This window comes from Kitasatospora sp. NPDC054768, from assembly GCF_053612025.1.
This window is the reverse complement of sequence record NZ_JBSHBN010000014.1, coordinates 62657-85961: the sequence shown is the minus strand read 5'-3', so window position 1 is coordinate 85961 and position 23305 is coordinate 62657. Positions and strand designations below refer to the sequence as shown.

Here is a 23305-nt window from a genome sequence, read left to right as displayed (position 1 = left end):
GAGGCCGCGGGGCCCGACCCCGCGGCCTCCGGCCTTTCGGCGTTCCCCGCCGGCCCCCGCGGCGGGGCCGGAACCGCGCGGTCAGGGGCGCAGGCGCAGGCCGCGCGGGGTGGCGTGGAAGCCGGCCTCCTCCAGGGCGCGGCCGAGATCCGAGCCGAGGGCGGGCTCGCCGTTGGCCCGCTCGACCGTCACGCTGCCGAGCGCGCCCTCCCGGACGGCGGCCGCGAGCGCCCCGGCCGCCAGGGCCAGGGTGGCTCCGTCCTGCGGCCAGGCCAGCAGGGACTTGCCGCCGCGCTCGACGTACAGCGCCGGCTCGCCGTCCACCAGGACCACCAGGGCGCCCGCCTTGCGCCCCGGGCGGTGGGCGGTGGACTCCTTGCCGCCGGGGGCGGTGGGCGGCTCGGGCCAGGGCAGGGCGGCGCCGTACGCGTTGGCCGGGTCCGCTGCCGCCAGCACCAGCGTCTGCGGCGGCTCGCCCACCGGGGCGGCCGGCCACTCGGCGGCCCGGGCCCGCTCCAGCCGGCCGTTCACCGAGCGCAGCCGGTCCGCCGCGCCCTCCATGGCGAACTGGGCGCCGCCCAGGCCCTCGACGAAGTAGCCCCGGCGGGCCCGGCCGCGCTCCTCCATCGCGGCGAGCACCCGGTAGACGCCGGCGAAGCCGCCGGGCACCCGTTCGGCCGCCACCGTGCCCCGGGTGAGCAGGCCGTGCCGGTCCAGCAGGCTCTGCGCCCGGGCGGTGGCCCGGACCGTCGGGTCGGCGGCGAAGGCGGGCAGCAGCGACCACCGGCCGGCCACCGTCGGCGGGCCGCTGCGCAGGGCGCCGCCGACCCGGCCGAAGGCGCGGCCGGCGCCGCCGTAGCGGCCGCGCGGGGTGGACCTCGGCGCGCGGTGGGCGGTGGCGCCGGCCGTCCGGCCGGAGCCGAGCAGGGCGCGCAGCGGGGCGAGGGTGTCGTTGGTGACGTGACCGGCCCAGACCAGGTCCCAGAGCGCCTCGACGATCTCCGCCTCGGCGGTCTCCTCCGGCAACTGCTGGACGAGCTGGCGGAAGAACAGGCCGTAGCCGCCGGCCAGCGCGGACATCAGGGCGCTGTGCACCGGGGTGAGCGCGGGCGGAACGGGCTCGGGGCGCAGCAGGTGGGCGTTCTCGGCGAGGTGCAGGCTGAGCCAGCCGTCCTTGCCGGGCAGCGCGCCGGCCCCGCACCAGCCGACCTCGCCGGCCGCCATCAGCTCGTCCAGCAGACCGGGGGAGTAGTCGGTGAGCCGGGCCGGGAGGATCAGCTTCTCCAGCGCGGAGGCGGGCAGGGCGGTGCCCTGGAGCTGCTCGACCACCCGCAGCAGGCCGTCCGGGCCGCGCAGCCGGTGGCCGGACAGGTGCTGCCACTGCGGCAGGAAGGCGGCCAGGGCGCGCGGCGGGACCGGCTCGACCTCCTGGCGCAGGGCCGCCAGCGAGCGGCGGCGCAACCGGCGCAGCACCTCGGCGTCGCACCACTCGGGGGCGGTGTGGCTCTCGGCGGGCCTGAAGCGGCCCTGGACCAGACGGCCGGCGGCGGTCAGGCGGTGCAGGGTGCCGGCGACCACGGCGCCGCCCAGGCCGTAGCGGGCGGCGGCCTCCGCGGCGGTGAACGGGCCGTGGGTGCGGGCGTGGCGGGCGATCAGATCGCCCAGCGGATCCTTGACCGGTTCGGTGAAGGCCTCCGGGACACCCACCGGCAGCGGCGTGCCCAGCGCGTCGCGCAGCCGTCCGGCGTCCTCGATCGCCGTCCAGCGCTGCTCGCCGGCGATCCGGACCTGGATCACCCGGCGGGCCGCCTCCAGCTCCAGGGCCCAGAGCGGATCGGCGCCGCGGAGCGTCAACTCGGCCTCGGTGAGCGGGCCGAGCAGGCGCAGGGCGTCGGCGACACCCTCGGCGTCCTTGATCCGGCGCTCGGGGGTGAGGCGCTGGAGCTCGGCCTCCAGCTCGGTGAGCACCTGCGGGTCGAGCAGTTCGCTCAGCTCGGCCTGGCCGAGGAGTTCGGACAGCAGCCGGGAGTCGAGCGAGAGGGCGGCGGCACGGCGCTCGGCGAGCGGGGAGTCGCCCTCGTAGAGGAACTGGGCGACGTAGCCGAACAGCAGCGAGCGGGCGAAGGGCGAGGGCTCCGCGGTGGTGACCTCGACCAGGCGGACGGCGCGGGACTCCAGATCGCCCATCAGTTCGACCAGGCCGGGGACGTCGAACACGTCCTGCAGGCACTCCCGGACGGCCTCCAGGACGATCGGGAACGAGCCGTACTCGGAGGCGACTTCGAGCAACTGGGCGGCGCGCTGGCGCTGCTGCCAGAGCGGGGTGCGGCGGCCGGGGCTGCGGCGGGGGAGCAGCAGGGCGCGGCCGGCGCACTCCCGGAAGCGGGAGGCGAACAGGGCGGAGCCGCCGACCTGGTCGGTGACCAGCTGCTCGATCTCGCCGGGGTCGAACAGGGCGGCGTCGGCGCCGACCGGCGCTTCGTCCGCGACCGCCTGCTCCGGGGGGCCGCCGAAGTCGAAGTCGGCGGCCAGCAGGTCGGCGTCGGGCAGGCGCAGCACGATGCCGTCGTCGGCGTGCATGACCTGCGGGTCCAGGCCGTGCTTCTCGCGCAGCCGGGCGCCGAGGGCGAGCGCCCAGGGGGCGTGCACCTGGGCGCCGAAGGGGGAGTGGATGACGATCCGCCAGTCGCCGAGCTCGTCCCGGAAGCGCTCGACCACGATGGTGCGGTCGTCCGGGAGGTGGCCGCAGGCGGCGCGCTGCTCGGCCAGGTAGTCCAGCAGGTTGGCGGCCGCCCAGTCGTCCAGGCCGGCCTGCTGGAGGCGCTCGGTGGCGGCCTCGGGCCGGAGGGCACCCAGTTCGCGGGTGAAGGCGCCGAGGGCGCGGCCGAGTTCGAGCGGACGGCCGAGGGTGTCGCCCTTCCAGAACGGGAGCCGGCCGGGGACGCCGGGAGCCGGGGTGACCAGCACCTTGTCGTGGGTGATCTCCTCGATCCGCCAGGAGGTGGTGCCGAGGGTGAACACGTCGCCGACGCGGGACTCGTAGACCATCTCCTCGTCGAGCTCCCCGACCCGGCCGCCGCCCTTCTTCCCCGTCTTCGAATCGGACGCGGTGGTGCCGACGATGAAGACGCCGAACAGGCCGCGGTCGGGGATGGTGCCGCCGGAGGTGACGGCCAGCCGCTGGGCGCCGGGGCGGCCGGTCACCGTGCCGGCCACCCGGTCCCACACCAGGCGGGGGCGCAGCTCGGCGAAGGCGTCCGAGGGGTAGCGGCCGGCCAGCATGTCGAGCACGGCGTCGAACGCGGACTGCGGGAGGGTGGCGAAGGGGGCGGCGCGGCGGACCACGGCGAGCAGCTCGTCCACCGGCCAGACGTCCAGGGCCGTCATCGCGACCAGCTGCTGGGCGAGCACGTCCAGCGGGTTGCGCGGGATGCGCAGCGACTCGATCCGGCCGGCCCGCATCCGCTCGGTGACCACGGCGGACTGCACGAGGTCCCCCCGGTACTTGGGGAAGAAGACACCGGTGGAGACGGCGCCGACCTGGTGGCCGGCCCGGCCGACCCGCTGCAGGCCGGAGGCGACCGAGGGCGGGGACTCGACCTGGACGACCAGCTCGACGGCGCCCATGTCGATGCCCAGCTCCAGGCTGGAGGTGGCGACCACGGCGGGCAGCCGGCCGGCCTTCAACTCCTCCTCGACGAGCGACCGCTGCTCCTTGGAGACGGAGCCGTGGTGGGCCCGGGCGATCACCGGGGGCGCGCCCTTGGCCGCGCCCGAGCCGCCCATCAGCTCGGCCGGGGCGTGCGCCCCGGGGACGGCGGTGCCGGTGGCGCGCTCATAGGCGATCTCGTTCAGCCGGTTGCACAGCCGCTCGGCCAGCCGGCGGGAGTTGGCGAAGACGATGGTCGAGCGGTGCGCCTCGACCAGGTCGACGATCCGCTCCTCGACGTGCGGCCAGATCGACGCGCCCCCGGCCTGGCGGCCGGGAGGTGCCCCCAGCCGCTGCGGGTCGGTGCCGGCGGAGCCGCCGGTGGCCGGGGCGGCGGGCAGGTCGTCCAGGTCGGGGACGGGGACGACCACCGAGAGGTCGAAGTCCTTCTCGGAGGCGGGCTGGACCACGGCGGCGCCGCGCCGGGGGCTCAGGAAGCGGGCCACCTCCTCGACCGGGCGGACCGTCGCGGACAGGCCGATCCGGCGGGCCGGGCGGTCCAGCAGCTCGTCCAGCCGCTCCAGGCTGAGCGCGAGGTGCGCGCCGCGCTTGGTGCCGGCGACCGCGTGCACCTCGTCCAGGATCACCGTGTCCACGCCGCGCAGGGCCTCCCGGGAGGCGGAGGTGAGCAGCAGGAACAGCGACTCGGGGGTGGTGATCAGGATGTCCGGCGGGTGGGTCGCGAAGCGGCGGCGGTCGGCGGCCGGGGTGTCGCCGGAGCGGATGGCGACCTGGACCTCCGGTTCGGGCAGGCCGAGCCGGACGGCGGCCTGGCGCAGGCCGGCCAGCGGGGCGCGCAGGTTCCGTTCGACGTCCACCGCGAGCGCCTTGAGCGGCGAGACGTAGAGGACCCGGCAGCGGCGTCTGGGTTCGGCGGGGGGCGGGGTGGTGCTGAGGCGGTCGAGGGCGGAGAGGAAGGCGGCCAGCGTCTTGCCGGAGCCGGTGGGGGCGACCACCAGGACGTCCGTCCCCCGCTGGATGGCCCGCCAGGCCTCGGACTGGGCGGCGGTGGGGGCGGAGAAGGCGCCGGTGAACCAGGCCCGGGTGGCCGGGGCGAAACCGGCCAGGGGGTCGTCGGCGGGCGGGGTCGGGTGCTGGGGCGCCATGCCCCCATGGTGCCGGGTGGGACCGACAAGTGGAGGTGGGCCGGGACGGGGGTCCGGGCGGGCGGTCCGGGCGGGGCGGGCGGGAGGTGCGGTGGAGGGGTGCAAGCCGGGGAGCAGAAATAACAATCCGCTCATATGGTGAGGAATCGGATGCTTGATCCAGCCGTGACCCACCGGACCGACGAGCGGAGACCGTGCGATGGCGCAGGTGCACCCGTCGGGCGGGACCGTCCGGCGCCGCCGGGTCGGCGGGCCCGCCCGGGCGCTGCTCGCGATGCTGCTCACGGCGCTCGTGGTGGGTGGCGCCGTCCCGTACGTGTCCGGATCGGGGCGGGCGTACCTCAGCTACCTGGTGCTGGCCGAGGGCGAGGACGCCGCCGGCGCGGCCCGGGCCGGTGCGGAGAGCCGGGCCGCGGGCGGGCAGGTGGTCCAGGAGTACCCGCAGATCGGGGCCGCGCTGGTGTACGCGACCGGCCCGTTCGCCGACCGGGTGCGGGCCCGGCCCGGGATCGCCGCCGTCGGGGCGACCAGGACCGCGCCGGTGGTCGCGCCGCCGCGGGCGGTGGCGGGGGCGGGCGACTTCTCGGCGGGCACCGGCGCGGGGCCGGCGGCCGGGACGGGGCGGAGCGGGGACGTCCTTCCGCGCGGTGGTGACCGGGCGGACTCCGGGACCATGACGGTGCCCGATCCGGGGGAGGCGGGCGCCTGGAACCTCGCCATGGTCGGGGGCGCCGGCGTCCGGGCGGGCGATGCCTCGGCGGTGTCCGGTGGCGCGCCGCCGGCCGCAGGCGCGGTGCGGGGCGGGGGTTCGGCGCCGGCCGGGGGTGCGGTGCCGGGCGATGCCGTGCTGCACAAGGTGCTGGTCGCCGTGCTGGACTCCGGTGTCGACGACACCCACCCGGACCTGCGTGCCGCCGTCGACCCCAAGGCCTCCGCCTCCTGCGCGGACGGCCGGCCCGACGCCCGGACCGGCGCCTGGCGGCCGGACCCCGGGGTGGTCGAGAGCGGCCACGGCACGCACGTCGCCGGGATCGTGGGTGCCACCCGGGACGGCCACGGCGTCACCGGGGTCGCGCCGGGCGTACGGATCGCCGCCGTCCGGCTGCTCGGGCCGCTCGGGCAGTACTACGCCGAGAACATCGTCTGCGGCATGCTCTGGGCCGCCGACCACGGGGCCAGGGCGATCAACAACAGCTACTTCACCGACCCGTGGAAGTACAACTGCCCCGAGGACCGGGACCAGGCCGCACTGACCGCGGCCGTCGGGCGGGCCGTCGGGTACGCCCGGCGGAAGGGGGCGGTGGTGGTCGCCTCGGCGGGCAACGACGGGCAGGACCTCGGCGCCGGGCGGACCGACGACCGGAGCCCCAACGACCGGGTCTCGGGGCCGGCGCCCGTCCGCCACCTGGGCACCGAGTGCGTACGGCTGCCCGGCGAGCTGCCCGGGGTGGTCACCGTCACCGCGGTCAACCGGGACGGGCACCCGGCGGGCTACTCCAACTACGGGCGCGGACGGGTCTCGCTGGCCGCGCCGGGGGGCGACCCGGACGGCGGGCCGCAGGGCGCGATCGTCTCCGACTGGCCGGACGGGCGGTACGCCGCGCTGGCGGGGACCTCGATGGCGGCCGCGCACGTGACCGGGGCGGTGGCGGTGGTGGCGGCCCTGCGGCCGGAGCTGGGGGCGGACGGGTTGGCGGGGGTGCTGGCGGGGGCGGCGGCGCCCGGGTGTCCTGCGGGGGTGTTCGGCTGCGGGGAGCGGCAGTACTTCGGTGCGGGGCTGCTGGCGCTGCCCCGGTGACGGGGACGCGGTTTCCGTTGCGGGCGCGCGGGCTGCGCCCCGCGCGCCCGTCGGGTGGTGGGGGCGGGGAAAAGCAGGTGACGGGGCGGCGGGACGGGGGTGAGGATCGGGGCATGGGTGAATCGGACGCGGCGGTGTTCCTGACGACCGAGCGGCTGGTGCTGCGGCGCTTCACGGCGGCGGACGCGGACCGGCTCGTGGAGCTGGACGGGGACCCCGCGGTGATGCGCTTCCTCACCGGGGGGAGGCCGAGCCCGCGGGAGTGGGTCGAGGGGGAGTTGTTGCCGCAGTACCTGGAGCACTACCGGCGGTACGGCGACCTCGGCTGGTGGGCGGCCGAGGAGCGGGCGGGCGGGGCGTTCCTGGGGTGGTTCGAGTTCCGGCCGACGCGGGAGGGGGAGCGCGGGGAGGTCGAGCTCGGGTACCGCCTGCGGCGGGCCGCGTGGGGGCGCGGGTACGCGACGGAGGGAGCGCGGGCGCTGGTCCGGCGCGGGTTCGCGGAGCTGGGGGTGGAGCGGGTGGTGGCGTACACCATGACGGTGAACGCGGGCTCGCGGCGGGTGATGGAGAAGAGCGGGCTCTCGTACGTCCGTACGTTCCGCGAGGACTGCCCGGAGCCGATCCCGGGCAGTGAGCACGGTGAGGTCGAGTACGCGCTGACGGCCGGGGACTGGCGGGCGCGGTCCGGGATACTCGGGGCATGAGGCTGACGGATTTCTGGCGACGGATGTACGCGCACTTCGGGGAGTCGTACGCGGAGTCGTTCGCGACCGACCACGTGATGAGCGAGCTGGGCGGGCGGACGGTGCGCCAGGCGCTGGAGTCGGGCTGGGAGGCCAAGGACGTCTGGCGCGTGGTCTGCGACACCCAGGGCGTGTCCGGCGTGCTGCGCTGAGTGCCGGCCTCCGGGCGGCATGGGACAGACTGTTCGGGTGACAAATAGCGCAGAGCAGAAGAATTCGGACCGGAGTGCCGAGCGCGCTCCGGTGGGCGGGGGGCTCTGGGGCGGCGGGATGCCGCGCTGGCTGCCGCGGGCGATGGTGCTGTTCCTGGTGCTGGTGGGGGTGTTCCAGCTCGCCGACTGGGCGTTCCGGCAGCTGATCGACCTGTTCGTGATGCTGCTGGTGTCGTTCTTCCTGTCGCTGGCGCTGGAGCCGGCCGTGGACCGGATGGCGGCGCGGGGGGTGCGCCGGGGGGTGGGGACCTTCCTGGTGTTCGTGGCGGTCGGGGCCGCGGTGGTGGGCTTCCTCGCCGCGCTCGGCACGCTGCTGGTCGACCAGGTGGCGAAGATCGCGGGGGACCTTCCGCACCTGGTCGACAATCTGATCGGCTGGATCAACCGGACCTTCCACCAGGACCTCTCGCTGGGCGAGTTGCAGAATCGGTTGCTCAAGGACTCCGGCACCATCGAGAACTACGTCCAGCAGGCCGCCGACAATGTCTGGGGCGTCTCGTCCACCGTGATCGGCGGGCTCTTCCAGGCCTTCACGGTCGGGCTGTTCACCTTCTACTTCACCGCCGAGGGCCCGCGGGTGCGCCGGACGGTCTGTTCGATGCTGCCGCCCGCCAAGCAGGGCGAGGTGCTGCGGGCCTGGGAGATCGCGCTCGCCAAGACCGGCGGCTACCTGTACTCCCGGGCGCTGCTCGCGGTGGTGTCGGCCGCCGGGCACTGGGTGATGTTCGAGCTGCTGGACCTGCCGTACGCGGCGGCGCTGGCGGTCTGGGTCGGCGTCATGTCGCAGTTCGTGCCGACCCTCGGGACGTACCTGGCCGGGACGCTGCCGGTGCTGGTGGCGCTGACGGTGGAGCCGGTGGACGCGCTCTGGGTGCTGGTCTTCGTGGTGGTCTACCAGCAGGTCGAGAACTACCTGCTGCAGCCGCGGATCACCGCGCGGACGGTGGACGTGCACCCGGCGGTGGCCTTCGGCTCGGTGATCGCGGGCGCGGCGCTGCTCGGCGCGGTCGGCGCGGTGATCGCGATCCCGGCGGCGGCCACGCTCCAGGGCTTCGTGGGGACGTACGTGCGGCGGTACGAGGTGGCCACCGATCCGCGGATCGACCGGGGCGAGCAGCGGCGGGCGCGGCGGGAGCTGCGCCGGGAGGCGGCCCGGCGGCTGCGCCGGATGGTCGGCGGGGACGGGACGAGGCGCGGGGAGTGACCCGGGGCGCCGCCCCGGGGGGGGTGTCCCCGGGGGCGGCACGGCCCGGACGTGCGACGCTTGAATCGAACAGATGTTCTTTGTACTCTCCGGCGAGGAGTTTTCCACAGGCCGAGCCCGATCGAGCCCGTTTGTCAGTGGGACGCGCTAGCGTCGAGGACGATGAAGCGCACAGCACAGAACCCGAGGGAAAAAGCCATGGCAGGTACGGACCGCGAGAAGGCCCTGGAGACCGCTCTCGCCCAGATCGAGCGGCAGTTCGGCAAGGGCTCGGTGATGCGCCTCGGCGAGAAGGCCAACGAGCCGGTCGAGGTGATCTCCACCGGGTCCACCGCCCTGGACGTCGCCCTTGGGGTCGGCGGCATCCCGCGCGGCCGGGTGGTCGAGATCTACGGCCCCGAGTCCTCCGGCAAGACCACCCTGACCCTGCACCTGGCCGCCAACGCCCAGAAGGCCGGCGGCACGGTCGCGTTCGTCGACGCGGAGCACGCGCTCGACCCGGAGTACGCCAAGAAGCTCGGCGTGGACACCGACGCCCTGCTGGTCAGCCAGCCGGACACCGGTGAGCAGGCGCTGGAGATCACCGACATGCTGATCCGCTCCGGCGCGATCGACCTGGTGATCATCGACTCGGTCGCGGCGCTCGTGCCGCGCGCCGAGATCGAGGGCGAGATGGGCGACTCGCACGTCGGTCTGCAGGCCCGACTGATGAGCCAGGCGCTGCGCAAGATCGCCGGTGCGCTGAACCAGTCGAACACCACCGCGATCTTCATCAACCAGCTGCGCGAGAAGATCGGCGTGATGTTCGGTTCGCCGGAGACCACGACGGGTGGCCGGGCGCTGAAGTTCTACGCCTCGGTCCGCCTCGACATCCGCCGGATCGAGACCCTGAAGGACGGCACCGAGGCGGTCGGCAACCGCACCCGCGTCAAGGTGGTCAAGAACAAGGTCGCCGCGCCGTTCAAGCAGGCCGAGTTCGACATCCTCTACGGCGTGGGCATCAGCCGCGAGGGCGGCCTGATCGACATGGGCGTGGAGCACGGCTTCATCCGCAAGTCGGGCGCCTGGTACACCTACGAGGGCGACCAGCTCGGCCAGGGCAAGGAGAACGCCCGCAACTTCCTGCGGGACAACCCGCAGCTCGCCGACGAGATCGAGCGGAAGATCAAGGGCAAGCTCGGCATCGGCCCGAAGGTGGAGGAGCCGGCCGAGAGCGGGGCCGACGCCGCCGCTGCTGCTCCCGCCGCCGACGGCGCCGCCAAGCCGATCACCGCGACCGCCACCAAGACGGCCGCGGCGAAGAAGACGGCGGCGGCCAAGGCCTGATCCGTTGACGCAGTACGACACGGTGGGCGGCGGCCCGGCGGGCCCGGAGGACGACGACTACGGCCCGCCGGACTGGTTCGCCGCGGTCGCGGAGGAACCGGAGCCGGCGGCCGAGAGGCCCGGGCGGAGGCCCTCCCGGCGCGACCGCCGCTCCACCACGCAGTGGGCATCCGGCCCCGAGCCGGAGTTCGACCTGGCTCCGGACCGGGCGGTGCGCGGCGCGGCGCCCGGGCCGGAGCCGGCGGAAGCATCGGTCGAGGCGCTCGGCCTGGTCTCCGCCTCCGAGCTGCCCACCGGCCGCCGACGACGGCGCTCGGCCCGGGAGGCCGAGGAACTCGAAGCGGCGGGGCCCGCTTCGGCACCGGCGGCCGTGGAGAGCGGCCGGGGCGGAGGCGAGGCGGCCGGTCACGGGGGTGCGGCCGCCTCGGCCTCCCGTCGCGGCGCCCGTCGGGGCCGTTCCGCGGCCGGGCCGTCCGGGGAGGAGGGCACCGGCCGTGCCTCCCGGAAGCAGGCCGAGGAGTCGGTCGATCCGGAGACCCGCGCGCGGGACATCTGCCTGCGGCTGCTGACCGGCGCCGCCAAGACCCGCAAGCAGCTCGCCGACGCCCTGCGCAAGCGGGAGATCCCGGACGAGGTCGCCGACGAGGTGCTCACCCGGCTCGAAGAGGTCGGGCTGATCGACGACGCGGCCTTCGCCGCGGCCTGGGTGGAGTCCCGGCACGCCGTCCGGGGCCTGTCCCGGCGGGCGCTGACCCAGGAGCTGCGCACCAAGGGCGTCGCCGCCGACCTGGTCGAGCAGGCCGTCGCCCAGGTCGACCACGACGACGAGACGGACGCGGCCCGGGCGCTGGTGGAGCGCAGGCTGCGCTCCACCCGAGGGCTGGACGCACAGGTGCGCACCCGGCGGCTGGTCGGGATGCTGGCCCGGCGCGGCTACTCCGAGGGACTGGCGTTCCGGGTGGTGCGCAGTGCGCTGGAGGAGGAGCGGAGTGAACTGTCGGGTCGGGAGTAGTGGCAGTTCTGTAGGCGTCCTGGAGTGAACCAGGTCAACCCTTGACCCTTTCATGACCCCCACCTAGCCTCGCCATCAGTTCCCGGGGCGCCTCCGTACGGCGGCCCGCGCGGCGACGGGGGAGTGGGCGGCACATGGGGATCTCGGCGGGCACCGGCCCGGGCGGCTCGCTGGTGGCGGTCGCCGGATCGGCCGCGTTCCTGCTGCTGGTGTTCGCGGTGGCCGCCGGGCTGGTGATCAGGCGGCTCCGGGCGGCCCGGCACAGCGCGCTGGCCGAGGCCGAGCAGGCCCGTCGGCGGGCCGAGGAGCAGAGCGCCGGGCAGCGGGCCGAACTCGCCCGGCGCGAGCAGGACATGGCCGAGGAGCTGCGCAGGCTGCGCCGCCGCGAGGACGAACTGGCGGAGCGCTCGGCCGAGTTGGAGCGGTCCCGGAGCGAGTCCGAGGCGCTGGTCGCCCGCCGGGTGGCGGCGCTGGAGCGGGCCGCCGGGCTCTCCGCCGAGCAGGCCCGCGCCGAACTCCTGCGGGAGGCCGAGGAGTCGGTCCGGCGGGAGGCCGCGGTCACCGTCCGGGAGATCGAGCGCGAGGCCAAGGAGGAGGGCGAGCGCCGGGCCCGGGACATCGTCGCCGGGGCGATCCAGCGGCTGGCGACGGAGCAGACGATGGAGAGCGCCGTCACCGTCCTGCCGTTGCCCAACGAGGACATCAAGGGCCGGATCATCGGTCGGGAGGGCCGCAACATCCGGGCCTTCGAGGCGGTCACCGGCGTGAACCTGATCGTCGACGACACCCCCGAGTCGGTGCAGCTGTCCTGCTTCGACCCGGTCCGCCGGGAGACCGCCCGGCTCACCCTGGAGCAGCTGGTCGAGGACGGCCGGATCCACCCGACCCGGATCGAGCACCTGCACGAGCGCAGCCGCGAGGAGGTCGGGCAGCGCTGCGTCCGGGCCGGCGAGGACGCCCTGCTGGACGCCCGGGTCGGCGCGATGCACCCCGAACTCGTCCGCACCCTGGGCTCGTTGCGCTACCGGGCGTCGTACGGGCAGAACGTGCTCGGGCACCTGCTGGAGTCCGCGCACCTGGCCGGGATGATGGCCGCCGAGCTCGGGGTGGACCCGGAGCCGGTGCGGCGCGCGGCGCTGCTGCACGACATCGGCAAGGCGCTCACCCATGAGTCGGAGGGCAGCCACGCGGCGGTGGGCGCGGAGCTCGCCCGGCGGTACGGCGAATCCCCCGAGGTGGTGCACGCGATCGCCGCCCACCACAACGAGGTCGATCCCCGGACGGTGACGGCCGTGCTGACCCAGGCCGCGGACGGCTGCTCGGGCGGTCGGCCGGGCGCGCGCAAGGAGTCGCTGGAGCTGTACGTGCGGCGGCTGGCGCGGCTGGAGGAGATCGCGCGCTCGCACCAGGGCGTGGCCGAGGTGTACGCGATGCAGGCCGGCCGCGAGGTCCGGGTGATGGTCCGCCCGGACGCGGTGGACGACCTGGGCGCGGAGCTGATCGCCCGTGAGGTCGCCCGCCAGTTCTCGACCGAGCTGACCTACCCGGGCCGGATCCGGGTGACGGTGGTCCGTGAGAGCCGGGCCACGGCGGTGGCCGGCTAGGACGCCCCGCCAGGAGACCTGCCAGACCTGCCTAGACCTGCCTAGACCTGCCAGGACCGGCCGGGCCGTCCCGCCATGACCCGCCATGACCCGCCAGGACCCGTCAGGACACGCCCTGGCTCGGGGAGTCCACCTCGTGGGGCGCGGGTTGCTCGGCCGGGTCGGGGGCCGGGGTGAGCGTGGCCGGGCCGCCGCGGGCGCGGTCGGCGAGGGCGAGGAGGTCCTCGGCGACGGCGCCCTGGGTGACGCCGACGAGGTGGCCGTCCGGGCGGATCAGCAGGACGGTGTGCGGGCCGGCGCCCGGGTAGTCCTCGGTGACCAGCACCTCGGCGGGGACGGGCAGCGCGGCGGCGACCTCGGCGAGGCGGGGCATCAGGCCGGCGCCGAGCCAGTGCTCGGAGGACCAGACGGCGGTGCCGGGGGCGACCAGCAGCAGCAGGAAGGTGGTGCCGAGCCGGGCGTGCAGGTGGTCGGGGGTGCCGTCGTCGGCGAGCACCGGAAGGTCCGGGACGAGCACCCCGGGGGCGGTGGCGGGCAGCAGCTCGCTGAGCGAGGTGGTGCCGCGCGCGCCGCGCTGCACCGGGACCCGGCCGGGGACGCCGGAGGGCGCCGCCGGGTAGGCGGGCGCGCCGCCGAACCGGCCGGTGCCGAGCTGGCCGTCGGCGAGCAGCGGGGCGTGCTTGCGGAAGCCGCCGACCAGCAGCGAGCGCCGGGTCTGCTGCCAGCCGCGCAGCGGGCGCAGCAGCGGCATGGACTGGTCGACCGCGCGCAGCCGGGCGCCGACCGCACCGCGCCGCTCGGCCTCGTAGCCGTCCAGCAGCGATCCGCCGGGCTGCGGGCCGCCGGAGTGGAGGTGCCAGGCGAGGGCCAGCCGCCAGGCGAGGTTGTCGGCGTCGCGCAGCCCGTCCGGGAGGTTCTGCATGCCGAGCGCGCCGTGCAGGTGGGCGGCGTCGCCGGCCAGGAAGCAGCGGCCGATCCGGAAGCGGGCGGCGAGTCGCTGCTGGGCGGTGTGGTCGGCGGCGGCCAGCAGTTCGAAGCGGGGCAGCTCGCCGCACCAGCCGGTGAGGGTGGAGGTGACCCGGGTGAGCAGGGTGTCGCCGGTGACGATGCCGGGCCAGGTGGCGTGCGGGTCGACCGTCTCGGTGGCGGCGGGCCGGCCGGGGGGCAGTCGCCAGTCGAGCCGCCAGACGCCGTCCGGCAGCGGACGGGCGGAGGCCTCGCGGTCGCCCCGCCACGGGGGCTCGCGGTGCAAGCGGGCGCCGTCGAAGGGCAGGTCGACCCGGACGGTGGCGATGGCGTTGCGGTCGACCGCCGGGCGGCCGGGGAAACGGATCTTCAGGAGCTTGCGGACGGTGGATCTGGCGCCGTCGCAGCCGACCAGGTGGCTGCCGCGCCACCAGGTGGTGGAGCCGTCCTGGGTGCCCATGGTGCGGATGCTGACGCCGTCCCGGTCCTGTTCGAGTTCGACGACCCGGTTGAGCGGGACCAGCTTGATCAGCGGGGTGCCGGTGAGGGCGTCGCGCAGCCCGCGCTGGAGGCGGTGCTGGGGCAGGTGGTAGGTGGGCGAATCGGTGAGGTCGATCCGCAGCACCTCCTGGCGGCGGCGCCAGACGGCGAAGGAGTCCCACAGCGCGGAGTCCGAGGCGGCCCGCGGGTAGCCGATCCGGGTCAGGAAGGCGGCGGTGTCGGCGCCGAGCACGAGGCTGCGCGGGCCCTCGGGACAGAGTCCGGAGCCCTCGTCCAGGACGATGGTGGGTACCTCGTGCCGGGCCAGGGCGAGGGCCAGGGCCAGACCGACCGGTCCGGCCCCGACCACGATCACCGGGTCCATGAGGGAACCTCCGGGCGCGAACCGGCCGATCGGCCGGCGTCAGTTACCGCTGCCGCATATGCCGCGTGGATGCTCCCGGGAGGTGTCACGAAGAGCAATGCAACAGTTCACCTGCGTGTCCGTCAAGCAGAAGCTGAAGTGCGCCGGTTCGCGCCGCGACGGCCACGTGCTTCGATCCAGCGTGCGAGCGCGGTCAACAGAAGGCACATCACGATGTAGATCGGGCCGATCACGAGCACCACGGGGATGTAGGGGAAGCCCGCGGCGTTGATCGGCTGGCTGGCGATCTTCTTGCCCATGAACAACAGTTCGCTGTAGGTGATGACGAAGCCGAGCGAGGTGTCCTTGAGGGTGACGACCAGCTGGCCGATCATCGAGGGCAGCATCGAGCGGACGGCCTGCGGCACCAGGATCGACATCATCACCTGGGTCTTGCGCATGCCGAGCCCGTACGCCGCCTCGCCCTGGCCGCGCGGGACGGCGTTGACGCCGCTGCGGATGATCTCGGCCTGGACCGCCCCGTTGTAGAGGGTGAGACCGAGCACCAGCGCCCACATCGGCTGCTGGGCGAAGAAGGCGTAGTAGAGCCCGACGATCAGGATCAGCAGCGGCATCGCCCGGAAGAACTGGGTGAAGGCCGTGCAGAACCAGCGGACCGGCCGGTGGTCGGAGAGCTGACCGGCCGCCAGCAGCGCGCCCAGAGTGAGCGAGAAGGCTGCCGCGAGCCCGAAGGCCTCCAGGGTGGACAGCAGGCCGTCCACGATCTGCTGCTGGACGAAGGTGTACTGGAAGGCGTCCCAGAGGCCGGCGTCGAACTGGCCGTTGTCGTTCAGCGCGTTGAAGACGTACCAGAGGAGACCGGCGATGCCGAGCACCGAGAGGACGCCGAACATGCGGTACCGGGTACGGGCCTTCGGGCCGGGGGTGTCGTAGAGGACACTCGCCGACGCCTGACGGTTCAGAATGCTCATCGGGCCACCGCCAGTCGGGATTCCAGGAAGCGGAAGAAGGTGGCGACCGTGGCGCTGATCAGCAGGTAGGCGCAGGCCACCCAGAAGAAGATGGCGAAGATCGAGTAGCCGCGCTCGGAGAAGGTCTGCTGGGCGCTGTACAGCTCGGGGACGCTGAACGCGCCGGCGATCGCCGAGTTCCTGGGCAGGGCGATGAACACGCTGCTCATCGGGCCCAGGACGGTCCGGGCGGCTTGCGGCAGGACGACCAGGGTGAGGGTCTGGCCGAAGGTCATGCCCAGGCTGCGGGCGGCCTCCGCCTGGCCCAGCGGCACGGTGTTGATGCCGGAGCGGATGACCTCGCAGACGAACGAGGCGGTGTACCCGCCGAGCGCCAGCACCGCGAACGCCAGGTGGCTGAAGTGCACGCCCAGCGGCGGCAGGCCGAAGGTGACGGCGAAGAACAGCAGCGTCAGCGGGGTGTTGCGGAAGAGCGTCACCCAGGCGGTGCCGAAGGCGCGCAGGACCGGCACCGGGGAGACCCGGAAGGCCGCCAGCAGGGTGCCCAGCAGCAGGGCGAGAAGAGCGCTGAGCGCGCTCACCTCGATCGTCTGTAGGAAGCCGTCGCGGAACAACGCGAAGTTGTCGTCCTCGAACAGGAACCCCATCCGGCGGCCCTCCTCTCAGTTCATGGTCGGGAGTCGACGTACGGCGGGCGGATCAGTAGCGCTCGAGGGCCGGGACGTCCGGCGCCGGGGAGCCGGAGGCGCCCAGGGTCGCGTCGTAGGCCTTCTTCCAGTCGCCGTTGTCCTCGTGGGCCTTGAGGGCGTCGCTGATCGCGTCGCGCAGCGCCTTGTCGTCCTTGTTGAGGCCGACGCCGTAGTTCTCCTTGGTGAACGGCTTGCCGACCACCTTGAGCTTGGGGCTGTACTTGGAGGCGTAGCCCTTGAGGATCGCGTCGTCGGTGGTGACCGCGTCGACCTCGCCGGACAGCAGCTTCTCGACGCAGGCCGAGTAGGTGTCGAACTGGGTGACCTTCGGGTTGTACTGCTGGATGTTCTTGATCGAGGTCGAGCCGGTGGCGGTGCAGACGTTCTTGCCGCCGGTGCTCTCCGGGCCGGTGATCGTGGTGTTGTCGGCCTTCACCAGCAGGTCCTGGCCGGCGATGTAGTACGGGCCGGCGAAGGAGACGCTCTTCTTGCGCTCGTCGTTGATGCTGTAGGTGCCGACGTAGAAGTCGATCTGGCCCTTGGCGATGGCCGGCTCGCGCTGCGAGGAGACCAGGGTCTGCCACTTGATCTGCTGCGGGGTGAAGCCGAGGTCGGCGGCGATCATCTTGGCGATCTCGATGTCGAAGCCGCTGCGGTCGCCGCTGGCGACGTCCTCCCAGCCGAGGTTCGGCTGGTCGGCCTTGGCGCCGATGATCAGCTGGCCGCGCTTCTTGGCCTCGGCGAGGACCGCGGAGTCCACCTTGACGTCGGTCTTGACCGTGTAGCTCGGCAGCTTCGGGGCGCCGGCGCCGCTGCTCGCGGCGGTGGCGCCGGGGGTGCCGTCCTTGCCGCAGGCGGCGGTGGCGGTGAGCGCGACGGCACAGAGCGCGACGGCGAGGGTGCGGGACGTCCTCATGAGGGTTCTCCTGGGGCTGGGCCGCGGTGTCAACCGGGCTCTGGCGTCTGGAAGGCGTGCACGGGCGGGGCCGGCCGGCACTGCGGCCGGGGGCGGTCCCGCCGGTCTCGAAGCGTCAGTGGTGGAGGATCTTCGAGAGGAAGTCCTTGGCGCGCTCGGAGCGCGGCGCGGTGAAGAAGGCGTCCGGGGTGTTCTGCTCGACGATCTTCCCGTCGGCCATGAACAGGACCCGGTTGGCGGCGGAGCGGGCGAAGCCCATCTCGTGGGTGACCACGACCATCGTCATGCCGTCCGCGGCGAGCTGGCGCATGACCTCCAGCACCTCGTTGACCATCTCCGGGTCCAGCGCCGAGGTGGGCTCGTCGAAGAGCATCACCTTGGGCTTCATCGCCAGCGCGCGGGCGATCGCCACGCGCTGCTGCTGGCCGCCGGAGAGCTGGGCCGGGAACTTGTCCGCCTGCGCGCCGACGCCGACCCGCTCCAGCAGCTCCCGGGCGGTCTTCTCGGCCTGCGGGCGGGGCACCTTGCGCACCTTCACCTGGCCGATGACCACGTTCTCCAGCACGGTCTTGTGCGCGAACAGGTTGAAGCTCTGGAACACCATGCCGACCTCGGCGCGCAGCCGGGCCAGTTCCTTGCCCTCGTCGGGCAGCGGCCGGCCGTCGATCGTGATCGCGCCGGAGTCGATCGTCTCCAGCCGGTTGATCGTCCGGCAGAGCGTCGACTTGCCCGAGCCGGACGGGCCGATCAGCACGACCACCTCGCCCTGGGCGATCCGGAGGTCGATGTCCTGCAGGACGTGCAGCGCGCCGTAGTGCTTGTTGACGTTGCTCAGCACGACCAGTGGGGCGGCTGCGGGGGTGGAGTCCTCGACCGGGCTCTCGGTCATCGCGCCTGCTCCCTCTGTCGTCGAATCACGCCTGTCCGAGAAGTCTCAACTCCCTTGACAGGCAATGGTGGTACGAATCCGGGGGCCGAGGCCGGCGGAGCCGCGGCCCCCGGTGGGCCGACCTTAGGAGCCATGACCGCGCGCCGTCAGCCGATCTGAGCGGAACTTGAGGATCACGAAACGGCCACACGGCGCTCGCACGCTGTTCGCGCGGGCGCCGACGGGGCATGTCACAGCGGGAATCCGCTCCGGTGCTCCCCGTTCCCCCCGGGCCCGGTGCGCGGTCGAACCTGGCGCCGGGCCGTTCACTGGCCCATACTGCGCAGGACCGGGACCTGAACGATCGGCCCGGTGATCATCGGTGATCACGTGGGGGAAGGAGGAGGACAGGATGCGACTGCTGCTCGTCGAGGACGACGAACGCGTGGCCGCCGCGCTGGTCGCGGTGCTGGGCCGGCACGGCTTCCAGGTCCGGCATGCCCGCAGCGGGCACGAGGCGCTGGACGCCCTGGTGCCGGACGGCAACGAGCCGTACCGCGTGGTGCTGCTCGACCTCGGACTGCCCGACCGCGACGGCTTCGAGGTGTGCAGCCGGATCAGGGCCGGCAGCGGCGTACCGGTGATCATGGTCACCGCCCGCGCCGACGTCCGCTCCCGGATCCACGGCCTCAACCTGGGCGCCGACGACTACGTCACCAAGCCGTACGACATGGGCGAGCTGCTCGCCCGCATCCACGCCGTGGCCCGCCGCGGCGCCGCCCCCGCCGCGGTGGCGGTGCCCGCGCCCGACACCGTGCCGCAGCAGCGCGGCCCGCTGGAGTCCCGCGGCATCCGGATCGACCGGGAGCGCCGCCGGGTCAGCGTGGACGGCCGCGACGTGCCGCTCACCCGCAAGGAGTTCGACCTGCTCGCGCTGCTCGCGCAGAGCCCCGGCGTCGTCTACCGGCGCGAGCAGATCTTCAGCGAGGTCTGGCGCAGCGGCTGGGAGGGCAACGGGCGCACCCTGGAGGTGCACATCGGCTCGCTGCGCAACAAGCTGGCACTGCCCGGCCTGGTCGAGGCCGTGCGCGGGGTCGGCTACCGGCTGATCCCCGACTGCCCGACGCCCGCCGCGGCCGAACCGGCCCCGAGCGCCCCCGCGGAGCACTGACCGCACGTGCGCACCCGCCTGCTCGGCATCCTGATCGCCCTCATGCTCTGCGTCCTGGCCGCCCTGGGGCTGCCGCTCGCGGCGGCGGTCGCGGCGGCCGAACAGACCAAGGTGGTCGTCGACCGGCTCGACGACGCCGCCCGCCTCGCCCAGGACCTGCCCACCTCCGGCGCCGCCGACTCCGCCCGCAAGGGCGACCCGGAACCCGCCCCGGGCGACGGCAGCCGGCAGCGCGCGATCGAGGCCGAGGTCCGCCGCTACCACGACCTGTACGGCGTGCGCCTGGGCATCTTCCAGCGCGACGGCGTTCCGCTCGCCGTCGCCCCGGACGACTGGCGGGTGCCCTCCGGGGGCTGGGGCGCCCAGGCCTTCCAGGAGGCACTGGACGGGCGGCGCAGCCACAACCCGCCGCAGGTCTGGCCGTGGACGCCGGACCGGACGATCACCGTCGCCGCCCCCGTGGTGCGCGACGGCGACGTGGTCGCGGTGGTGCTCAGCGAATCCCCGGCCGAGGCGCTGCGCACCCGGGTGGTGCACAAGTGGCTGGTGATCGGCGCGGGCGAGGCCGCCGCGATGATCGTCGCCGTGCTGCTCGCCGTCCGGCTCACCGAGTGGGTGCTGCGCCCGGTGCGCACCCTGGACCGGGCCACCCACGACATCGCCACCGGCCGGATGGCCGCCCGGGTCGCCCCGGGCGGCGGACCGCCCGAACTCCAGCGGCTGGCCCGCTCGTTCAACGAGATGGCGGACCACGTGGTGCTCGCCATGGACCAGCAGAAGGCGTTCGTCGCGGACGCCTCCCACCAGCTGCGCAACCCGCTGTCGGCGCTGCTGCTGCGGGTCGAGCTGCTCGGCCTGGAACTGCCCGAGGGCCACGAGGAGGAGCTCAGCGGCGTACGGGAGGAGGGCGCCCGGCTGGCCCGGGTGCTGGACGACCTGCTCGGCCTGGCCACCGCCGAGCACGCCCGCCCCGAACCGGAGCGCACCGACCTCGCCGAGCTCACCCTGTCCCGGGTGGACGCCTGGCGGCCGGTGGCCGAGCAGCGCGGGATCGGGCTGCGCTGGGACGGCCCGGCGCTGGCGATCGGGATGGCCGACCCGATCGGCTTCGGCTCGGCGCTGGACGCCGTGGTGGACAACGCGCTCAAGTTCAGCCCGGCCGGCAGCGAGGTGCGGCTGCGGGTGGCGGTGCGCCGGGACGAGGTCGCGGTGACCGTCACCGACGCCGGACCCGGCCTCACCGAGGACGAGCTGTCCCGGGCCGGGGACCGGTTCTGGCGCAGCACGCGGCACCAGAACGTGGACGGTTCGGGGCTCGGGCTGTCCATCGCCCGCACCCTGCTGGCGGCCGGCGGCGGCACGCTCGGCTTCGCGCCGGTCAGGCCGACCGGGCTCGCGGTGACGCTGGCGGTGCCCCGGCCGGAGAAGTAGCCGCCGGGGCAGGCCCTACGCCCTACGGCTTCACCGAGCGGTAGTAGCGGGCCGCGCCGGTGTGCAGCGGGAGCGGGTCGGTGTAGACGGCGGTGCGCAGGTCGACCAGCTGGGCCGCGTGCACCTGGGCGCCGATCTGGTCCCGGCTGTCGATCACCGCGCGGGTCATCCCCTCCACCAGGCGCGGGTCCGCGTCGTCCAGGGTGATCAGCAGGTTGGGCACGGCCACCGTGGCGACGGCCTCCTTGGGCTCGGCGTTCGGGTACGTCCCCTTGGGCATGGTGGCCGCCCGGTAGGCGTCGGTGCCGCCGCCCTCGGCCTTGTGCAGGGCCTCGGCGAGGTCGCTCAGCGGCACGACACGGATCGGGAAGTGGTCGGAGAGGTCGGTGAGCGCGCTGGTGGGCAGGCCACCGGACCAGAAGAAGGCGTCCAGCCTGCCCGCGCGCAGGTCGTCGGCGGCCTCGCCGATCCCCTTCGGCACCGGGACGATGTCGTGGTCCGGGTCCAGGCCGGCCGCGCCCAGCAGCCGCTTGGTCACCAGGTTCACCCCGGACTGCGGCAGGCCGACGCCGACCCGCAGGCCCTTGAGGTCGGCGGTGCGGCGCACCGGGGAGGAGGCCGGGACGATCAGCTGCAGGTAGTCGTCGTACAGCCGGGCGATGGCCCGCAGCTTCTCCTTGCCCTGGCCCTGGTAGTCGGCGACCGCGTCGGCGGTGGCTATCGCGAAGGCGTCCCGGCCTCTGATCACCCGGGTGAGGTTGTCGATCGAGCCCTCGGAGTTGTCCAGGGCCAGCCGCACCCCGGGCATGGCCCGGGAGACGTGGGCCTGGAGCAGCTGCCCGTACCGGTCGTAGACGCCGCGCTGCACCCCGGTGGCGAAGCGGACCTCGCCGCGCGGGTACCCGGGCGAGCGGCCCGCCGACAGCCACCAGCCGCCGAACCCGGCCACCAGCAGTACCACCACCAGCACCGTGCGCCACAGCGGGCTCCGGGCCGCGGTGCGGACGGCGGCGCCGAGACGGGACGCAGTGGTGGGGGTCATGCAGGGATACTGCCAGGCGCTCCGGCCGAACGGGAGTGGAACGGGTGGTGGAAGCTCAGGGAAAAGCCCTTCGCCGCTGCCCGTACCCTGGTCTGGTGAGCGGTGAGAGCGGATTGAAGAGCTACAAGGTCGTCACGCACGGCTGTCAGATGAACGTCCACGACTCCGAGCGGCTGTCCGGCCTGCTGGAGGACGCGGGGTACGTCAAGGCCGGGCCCGAGGGCGACCCGGACCTGGTGGTGTTCAACACCTGCGCGGTGCGCGAGAACGCCGACAACAAGCTGTACGGCAACCTCGGCCAGCTCGCGCCGGTCAAGACCCGTCACAAGGGCATGCAGATCGCCGTCGGCGGCTGCCTGGCCCAGAAGGACCGCGAGAGCATCGTCAAGCGCGCCCCCTGGGTCGACGTGGTCTTCGGCACCCACAACATCGGCCACCTGCCGGCGCTGCTGGAGCGGGCCGCGGTCGAGCGCAGGGCCCAGGTCGAGATCCTGGAGTCGCTGGAGACCTTCCCCTCCACCCTGCCGACCCGCCGCGAGTCCGCGTACGCCGCCTGGGTCGCCATCTCGGTCGGCTGCAACAACACCTGCACCTTCTGCATCGTCCCCGCGCTGCGCGGCAAGGAGGAGGACCGCCGCCCCGGCGACGTCCTCGCCGAGATCGAGGCGCTGGTGGACGAGGGCGTCATCGAGGTGACCCTGCTCGGCCAGAACGTCAACGCCTACGGCTCCGACCTGGGCGACCGCGAGGCCTTCTCCAAGCTGCTGCGCGCCGCCGGGCAGATCGAGGGCCTGGAGCGGATCCGCTTCACCTCGCCGCACCCCCGCGACTTCACCGACGACGTGATCGCCGCGATGGCCGAGACCCCGAGCGTGATGCACCAGCTGCACATGCCGCTGCAGTCCGGCTCGGACCGCGTCCTCAAGGCGATGCGCCGCTCGTACCGGCAGGACCGTTTCCTCGGGATCATCCGCAAGGTCCGCGAGGCGATGCCGGACGCGGCCATCTCCACCGACATCATCGTGGGCTTCCCCGGCGAGACGGAGGAGGACTTCGAGGAGACGATGCACACCGTCCGCGAGGCCCGCTTCACCAACGCCTTCACCTTCCAGTACTCCAAGCGCCCCGGCACCCCCGCCGCGGACATGGCGGACCAGGTGCCGAAGGAGGTCGTCCAGGCCCGCTACGACCGGCTGATCGCCCTCCAGGAGGAGATCTCCTGGGAGGAGAACAAGAAGCAGGTCGGCCGCACCCTGGACATCCTGGTCGCCGAGGGCGAGGGCAAGAAGGACGATCAGACCCGGCGGCTCTCCGGACGCGCCCCCGACAACCGGCTGGTGCACTTCACGAAGCCGGACGAGCCGGTGCGCCCGGGCGACGTGGTGACCGTCGAGATCACCTACGCCGCCCCGCACCACCTGCTCGCCGAGGGCCCGGCGCTCGCGGTGCGCCGCACCCGCGCCGGCGACGCCTGGGAGAAGCGCCGGGCCGCGCCCGCCGCCAAGCCGGCCGGAGTGATGCTCGGCCTGCCGAAGATCGGCGCCCCGGCCGAGCTGCCGCTGGCCGCGCCGGCGGGCGGGGCCTGCTGCGGCGACTGACTGACCCGCACGTGTTCCGGGCGGCCCGGCGGGAGCTTCGGCTCCGGCCGGGCCGCCCGGCGTCTTGGCTAGAG

17 protein-coding genes are annotated in these 23305 nt (G+C 74.2%); 10 read left to right on the top strand and 7 right to left on the bottom strand.

Annotated features, from left to right (window positions below):
• Nucleotides 1–81 precede the first annotated feature (81 nt).
• Nucleotides 82–4815 (bottom strand): ATP-dependent helicase, encoded by a 4734-nt coding sequence (locus ACWGKU_RS06735; protein ID WP_452180245.1) that lies wholly within the window; start codon nucleotides 4813–4815, stop codon nucleotides 82–84.
• A 199-nt stretch (nucleotides 4816–5014) separates the two neighbouring features.
• Here ACWGKU_RS06735 and ACWGKU_RS06730 point away from each other — a divergent pair, with 199 nt between their 5' ends.
• The 7 genes from ACWGKU_RS06730 (at nucleotide 5015) to rny (ending at nucleotide 12714) form a co-directional block, all read left to right on the top strand.
• The gene (locus ACWGKU_RS06730; protein ID WP_452180246.1) at nucleotides 5015–6613 is read left to right on the top strand and encodes a S8 family serine peptidase; all 1599 of its coding nucleotides are present in this window, start codon (nucleotides 5015–5017) and stop codon (nucleotides 6611–6613) included.
• Between the two features lie 113 nt (nucleotides 6614–6726).
• The gene (locus tag ACWGKU_RS06725; RefSeq protein ID WP_401054038.1) at nucleotides 6727–7317 is read left to right on the top strand and encodes a GNAT family N-acetyltransferase; all 591 of its coding nucleotides are present in this window, start codon (nucleotides 6727–6729) and stop codon (nucleotides 7315–7317) included.
• Nucleotides 7314–7508, top strand: coding sequence for a DUF3046 domain-containing protein (locus ACWGKU_RS06720; protein ID WP_359907122.1), 195 nt, complete (start codon nucleotides 7314–7316; stop codon nucleotides 7506–7508). Before ACWGKU_RS06725 ends, ACWGKU_RS06720 begins: the two co-directional genes overlap by 4 nt.
• Nucleotides 7509–7545: 37 nt before the next feature.
• Nucleotides 7546–8772, top strand: coding sequence for an AI-2E family transporter (locus ACWGKU_RS06715; protein WP_452180247.1), 1227 nt, complete (start codon nucleotides 7546–7548; stop codon nucleotides 8770–8772).
• A gap of 198 nt (nucleotides 8773–8970) precedes the next feature.
• On the top strand, nucleotides 8971–10098 hold the full coding sequence (recA, locus tag ACWGKU_RS06710; RefSeq protein WP_401043927.1) for a recombinase RecA: 1128 nt from the start codon (nucleotides 8971–8973) through the stop codon (nucleotides 10096–10098).
• 4 nt (nucleotides 10099–10102) lie between these two features.
• Nucleotides 10103–11110 carry a regulatory protein RecX gene (locus tag ACWGKU_RS06705; RefSeq protein ID WP_452180248.1) on the top strand — a complete coding sequence of 336 codons (1008 nt, stop codon included), beginning with the start codon at nucleotides 10103–10105 and terminating at the stop codon, nucleotides 11108–11110.
• 134 nt (nucleotides 11111–11244) lie between these two features.
• Entirely contained in the window at nucleotides 11245–12714 is a 1470-nt protein-coding gene (rny, locus tag ACWGKU_RS06700; protein ID WP_452180249.1) for a ribonuclease Y, read from the top strand.
• Between the two features lie 103 nt (nucleotides 12715–12817).
• Here the strand turns inward: rny and ACWGKU_RS06695 are convergent, their stop codons facing one another.
• From ACWGKU_RS06695 to ACWGKU_RS06675, 5 genes are all read right to left on the bottom strand, one after another.
• Entirely contained in the window at nucleotides 12818–14545 is a 1728-nt protein-coding gene (locus ACWGKU_RS06695) for an FAD-dependent monooxygenase (RefSeq protein ID WP_452180250.1), read from the bottom strand.
• Between the two features lie 122 nt (nucleotides 14546–14667).
• Entirely contained in the window at nucleotides 14668–15516 is an 849-nt protein-coding gene (locus ACWGKU_RS06690; protein WP_401043918.1) for an amino acid ABC transporter permease, read from the bottom strand.
• Nucleotides 15513–16163, bottom strand: coding sequence for an amino acid ABC transporter permease (locus ACWGKU_RS06685; protein ID WP_359907105.1), 651 nt, complete (start codon nucleotides 16161–16163; stop codon nucleotides 15513–15515). The genes ACWGKU_RS06690 and ACWGKU_RS06685 overlap by 4 nt, the downstream gene beginning before the upstream one ends.
• Nucleotides 16164–16215: 52 nt before the next feature.
• Entirely contained in the window at nucleotides 16216–17121 is a 906-nt protein-coding gene (locus tag ACWGKU_RS06680; protein ID WP_359907103.1) for a glutamate ABC transporter substrate-binding protein, read from the bottom strand.
• Between the two features lie 115 nt (nucleotides 17122–17236).
• Nucleotides 17237–18010 carry an amino acid ABC transporter ATP-binding protein gene (locus ACWGKU_RS06675; RefSeq protein WP_359907100.1) on the bottom strand — a complete coding sequence of 258 codons (774 nt, stop codon included), beginning with the start codon at nucleotides 18008–18010 and terminating at the stop codon, nucleotides 17237–17239.
• A 391-nt stretch (nucleotides 18011–18401) separates the two neighbouring features.
• On the opposite strand from ACWGKU_RS06675, the gene ACWGKU_RS06670 reads away from it, so the two are divergent.
• Nucleotides 18402–19160 carry a response regulator transcription factor gene (locus ACWGKU_RS06670; protein WP_380540185.1) on the top strand — a complete coding sequence of 253 codons (759 nt, stop codon included), beginning with the start codon at nucleotides 18402–18404 and terminating at the stop codon, nucleotides 19158–19160.
• A 6-nt stretch (nucleotides 19161–19166) separates the two neighbouring features.
• Nucleotides 19167–20591, top strand: a complete 1425-nt coding sequence (locus ACWGKU_RS06665; RefSeq protein ID WP_401043911.1) for a sensor histidine kinase — start codon at nucleotides 19167–19169, stop codon at nucleotides 20589–20591.
• Nucleotides 20592–20613: 22 nt separating this feature from the next.
• Here the strand turns inward: ACWGKU_RS06665 and ACWGKU_RS06660 are convergent, their stop codons facing one another.
• Nucleotides 20614–21633 carry a TAXI family TRAP transporter solute-binding subunit gene (locus tag ACWGKU_RS06660; protein ID WP_401043909.1) on the bottom strand — a complete coding sequence of 340 codons (1020 nt, stop codon included), beginning with the start codon at nucleotides 21631–21633 and terminating at the stop codon, nucleotides 20614–20616.
• Nucleotides 21634–21728: 95 nt separating this feature from the next.
• Here ACWGKU_RS06660 and miaB point away from each other — a divergent pair, with 95 nt between their 5' ends.
• Nucleotides 21729–23231 (top strand): tRNA (N6-isopentenyl adenosine(37)-C2)-methylthiotransferase MiaB, encoded by a 1503-nt coding sequence (gene miaB, locus ACWGKU_RS06655; protein WP_452180251.1) that lies wholly within the window; start codon nucleotides 21729–21731, stop codon nucleotides 23229–23231.
• Nucleotides 23232–23305 lie beyond the last annotated feature (74 nt).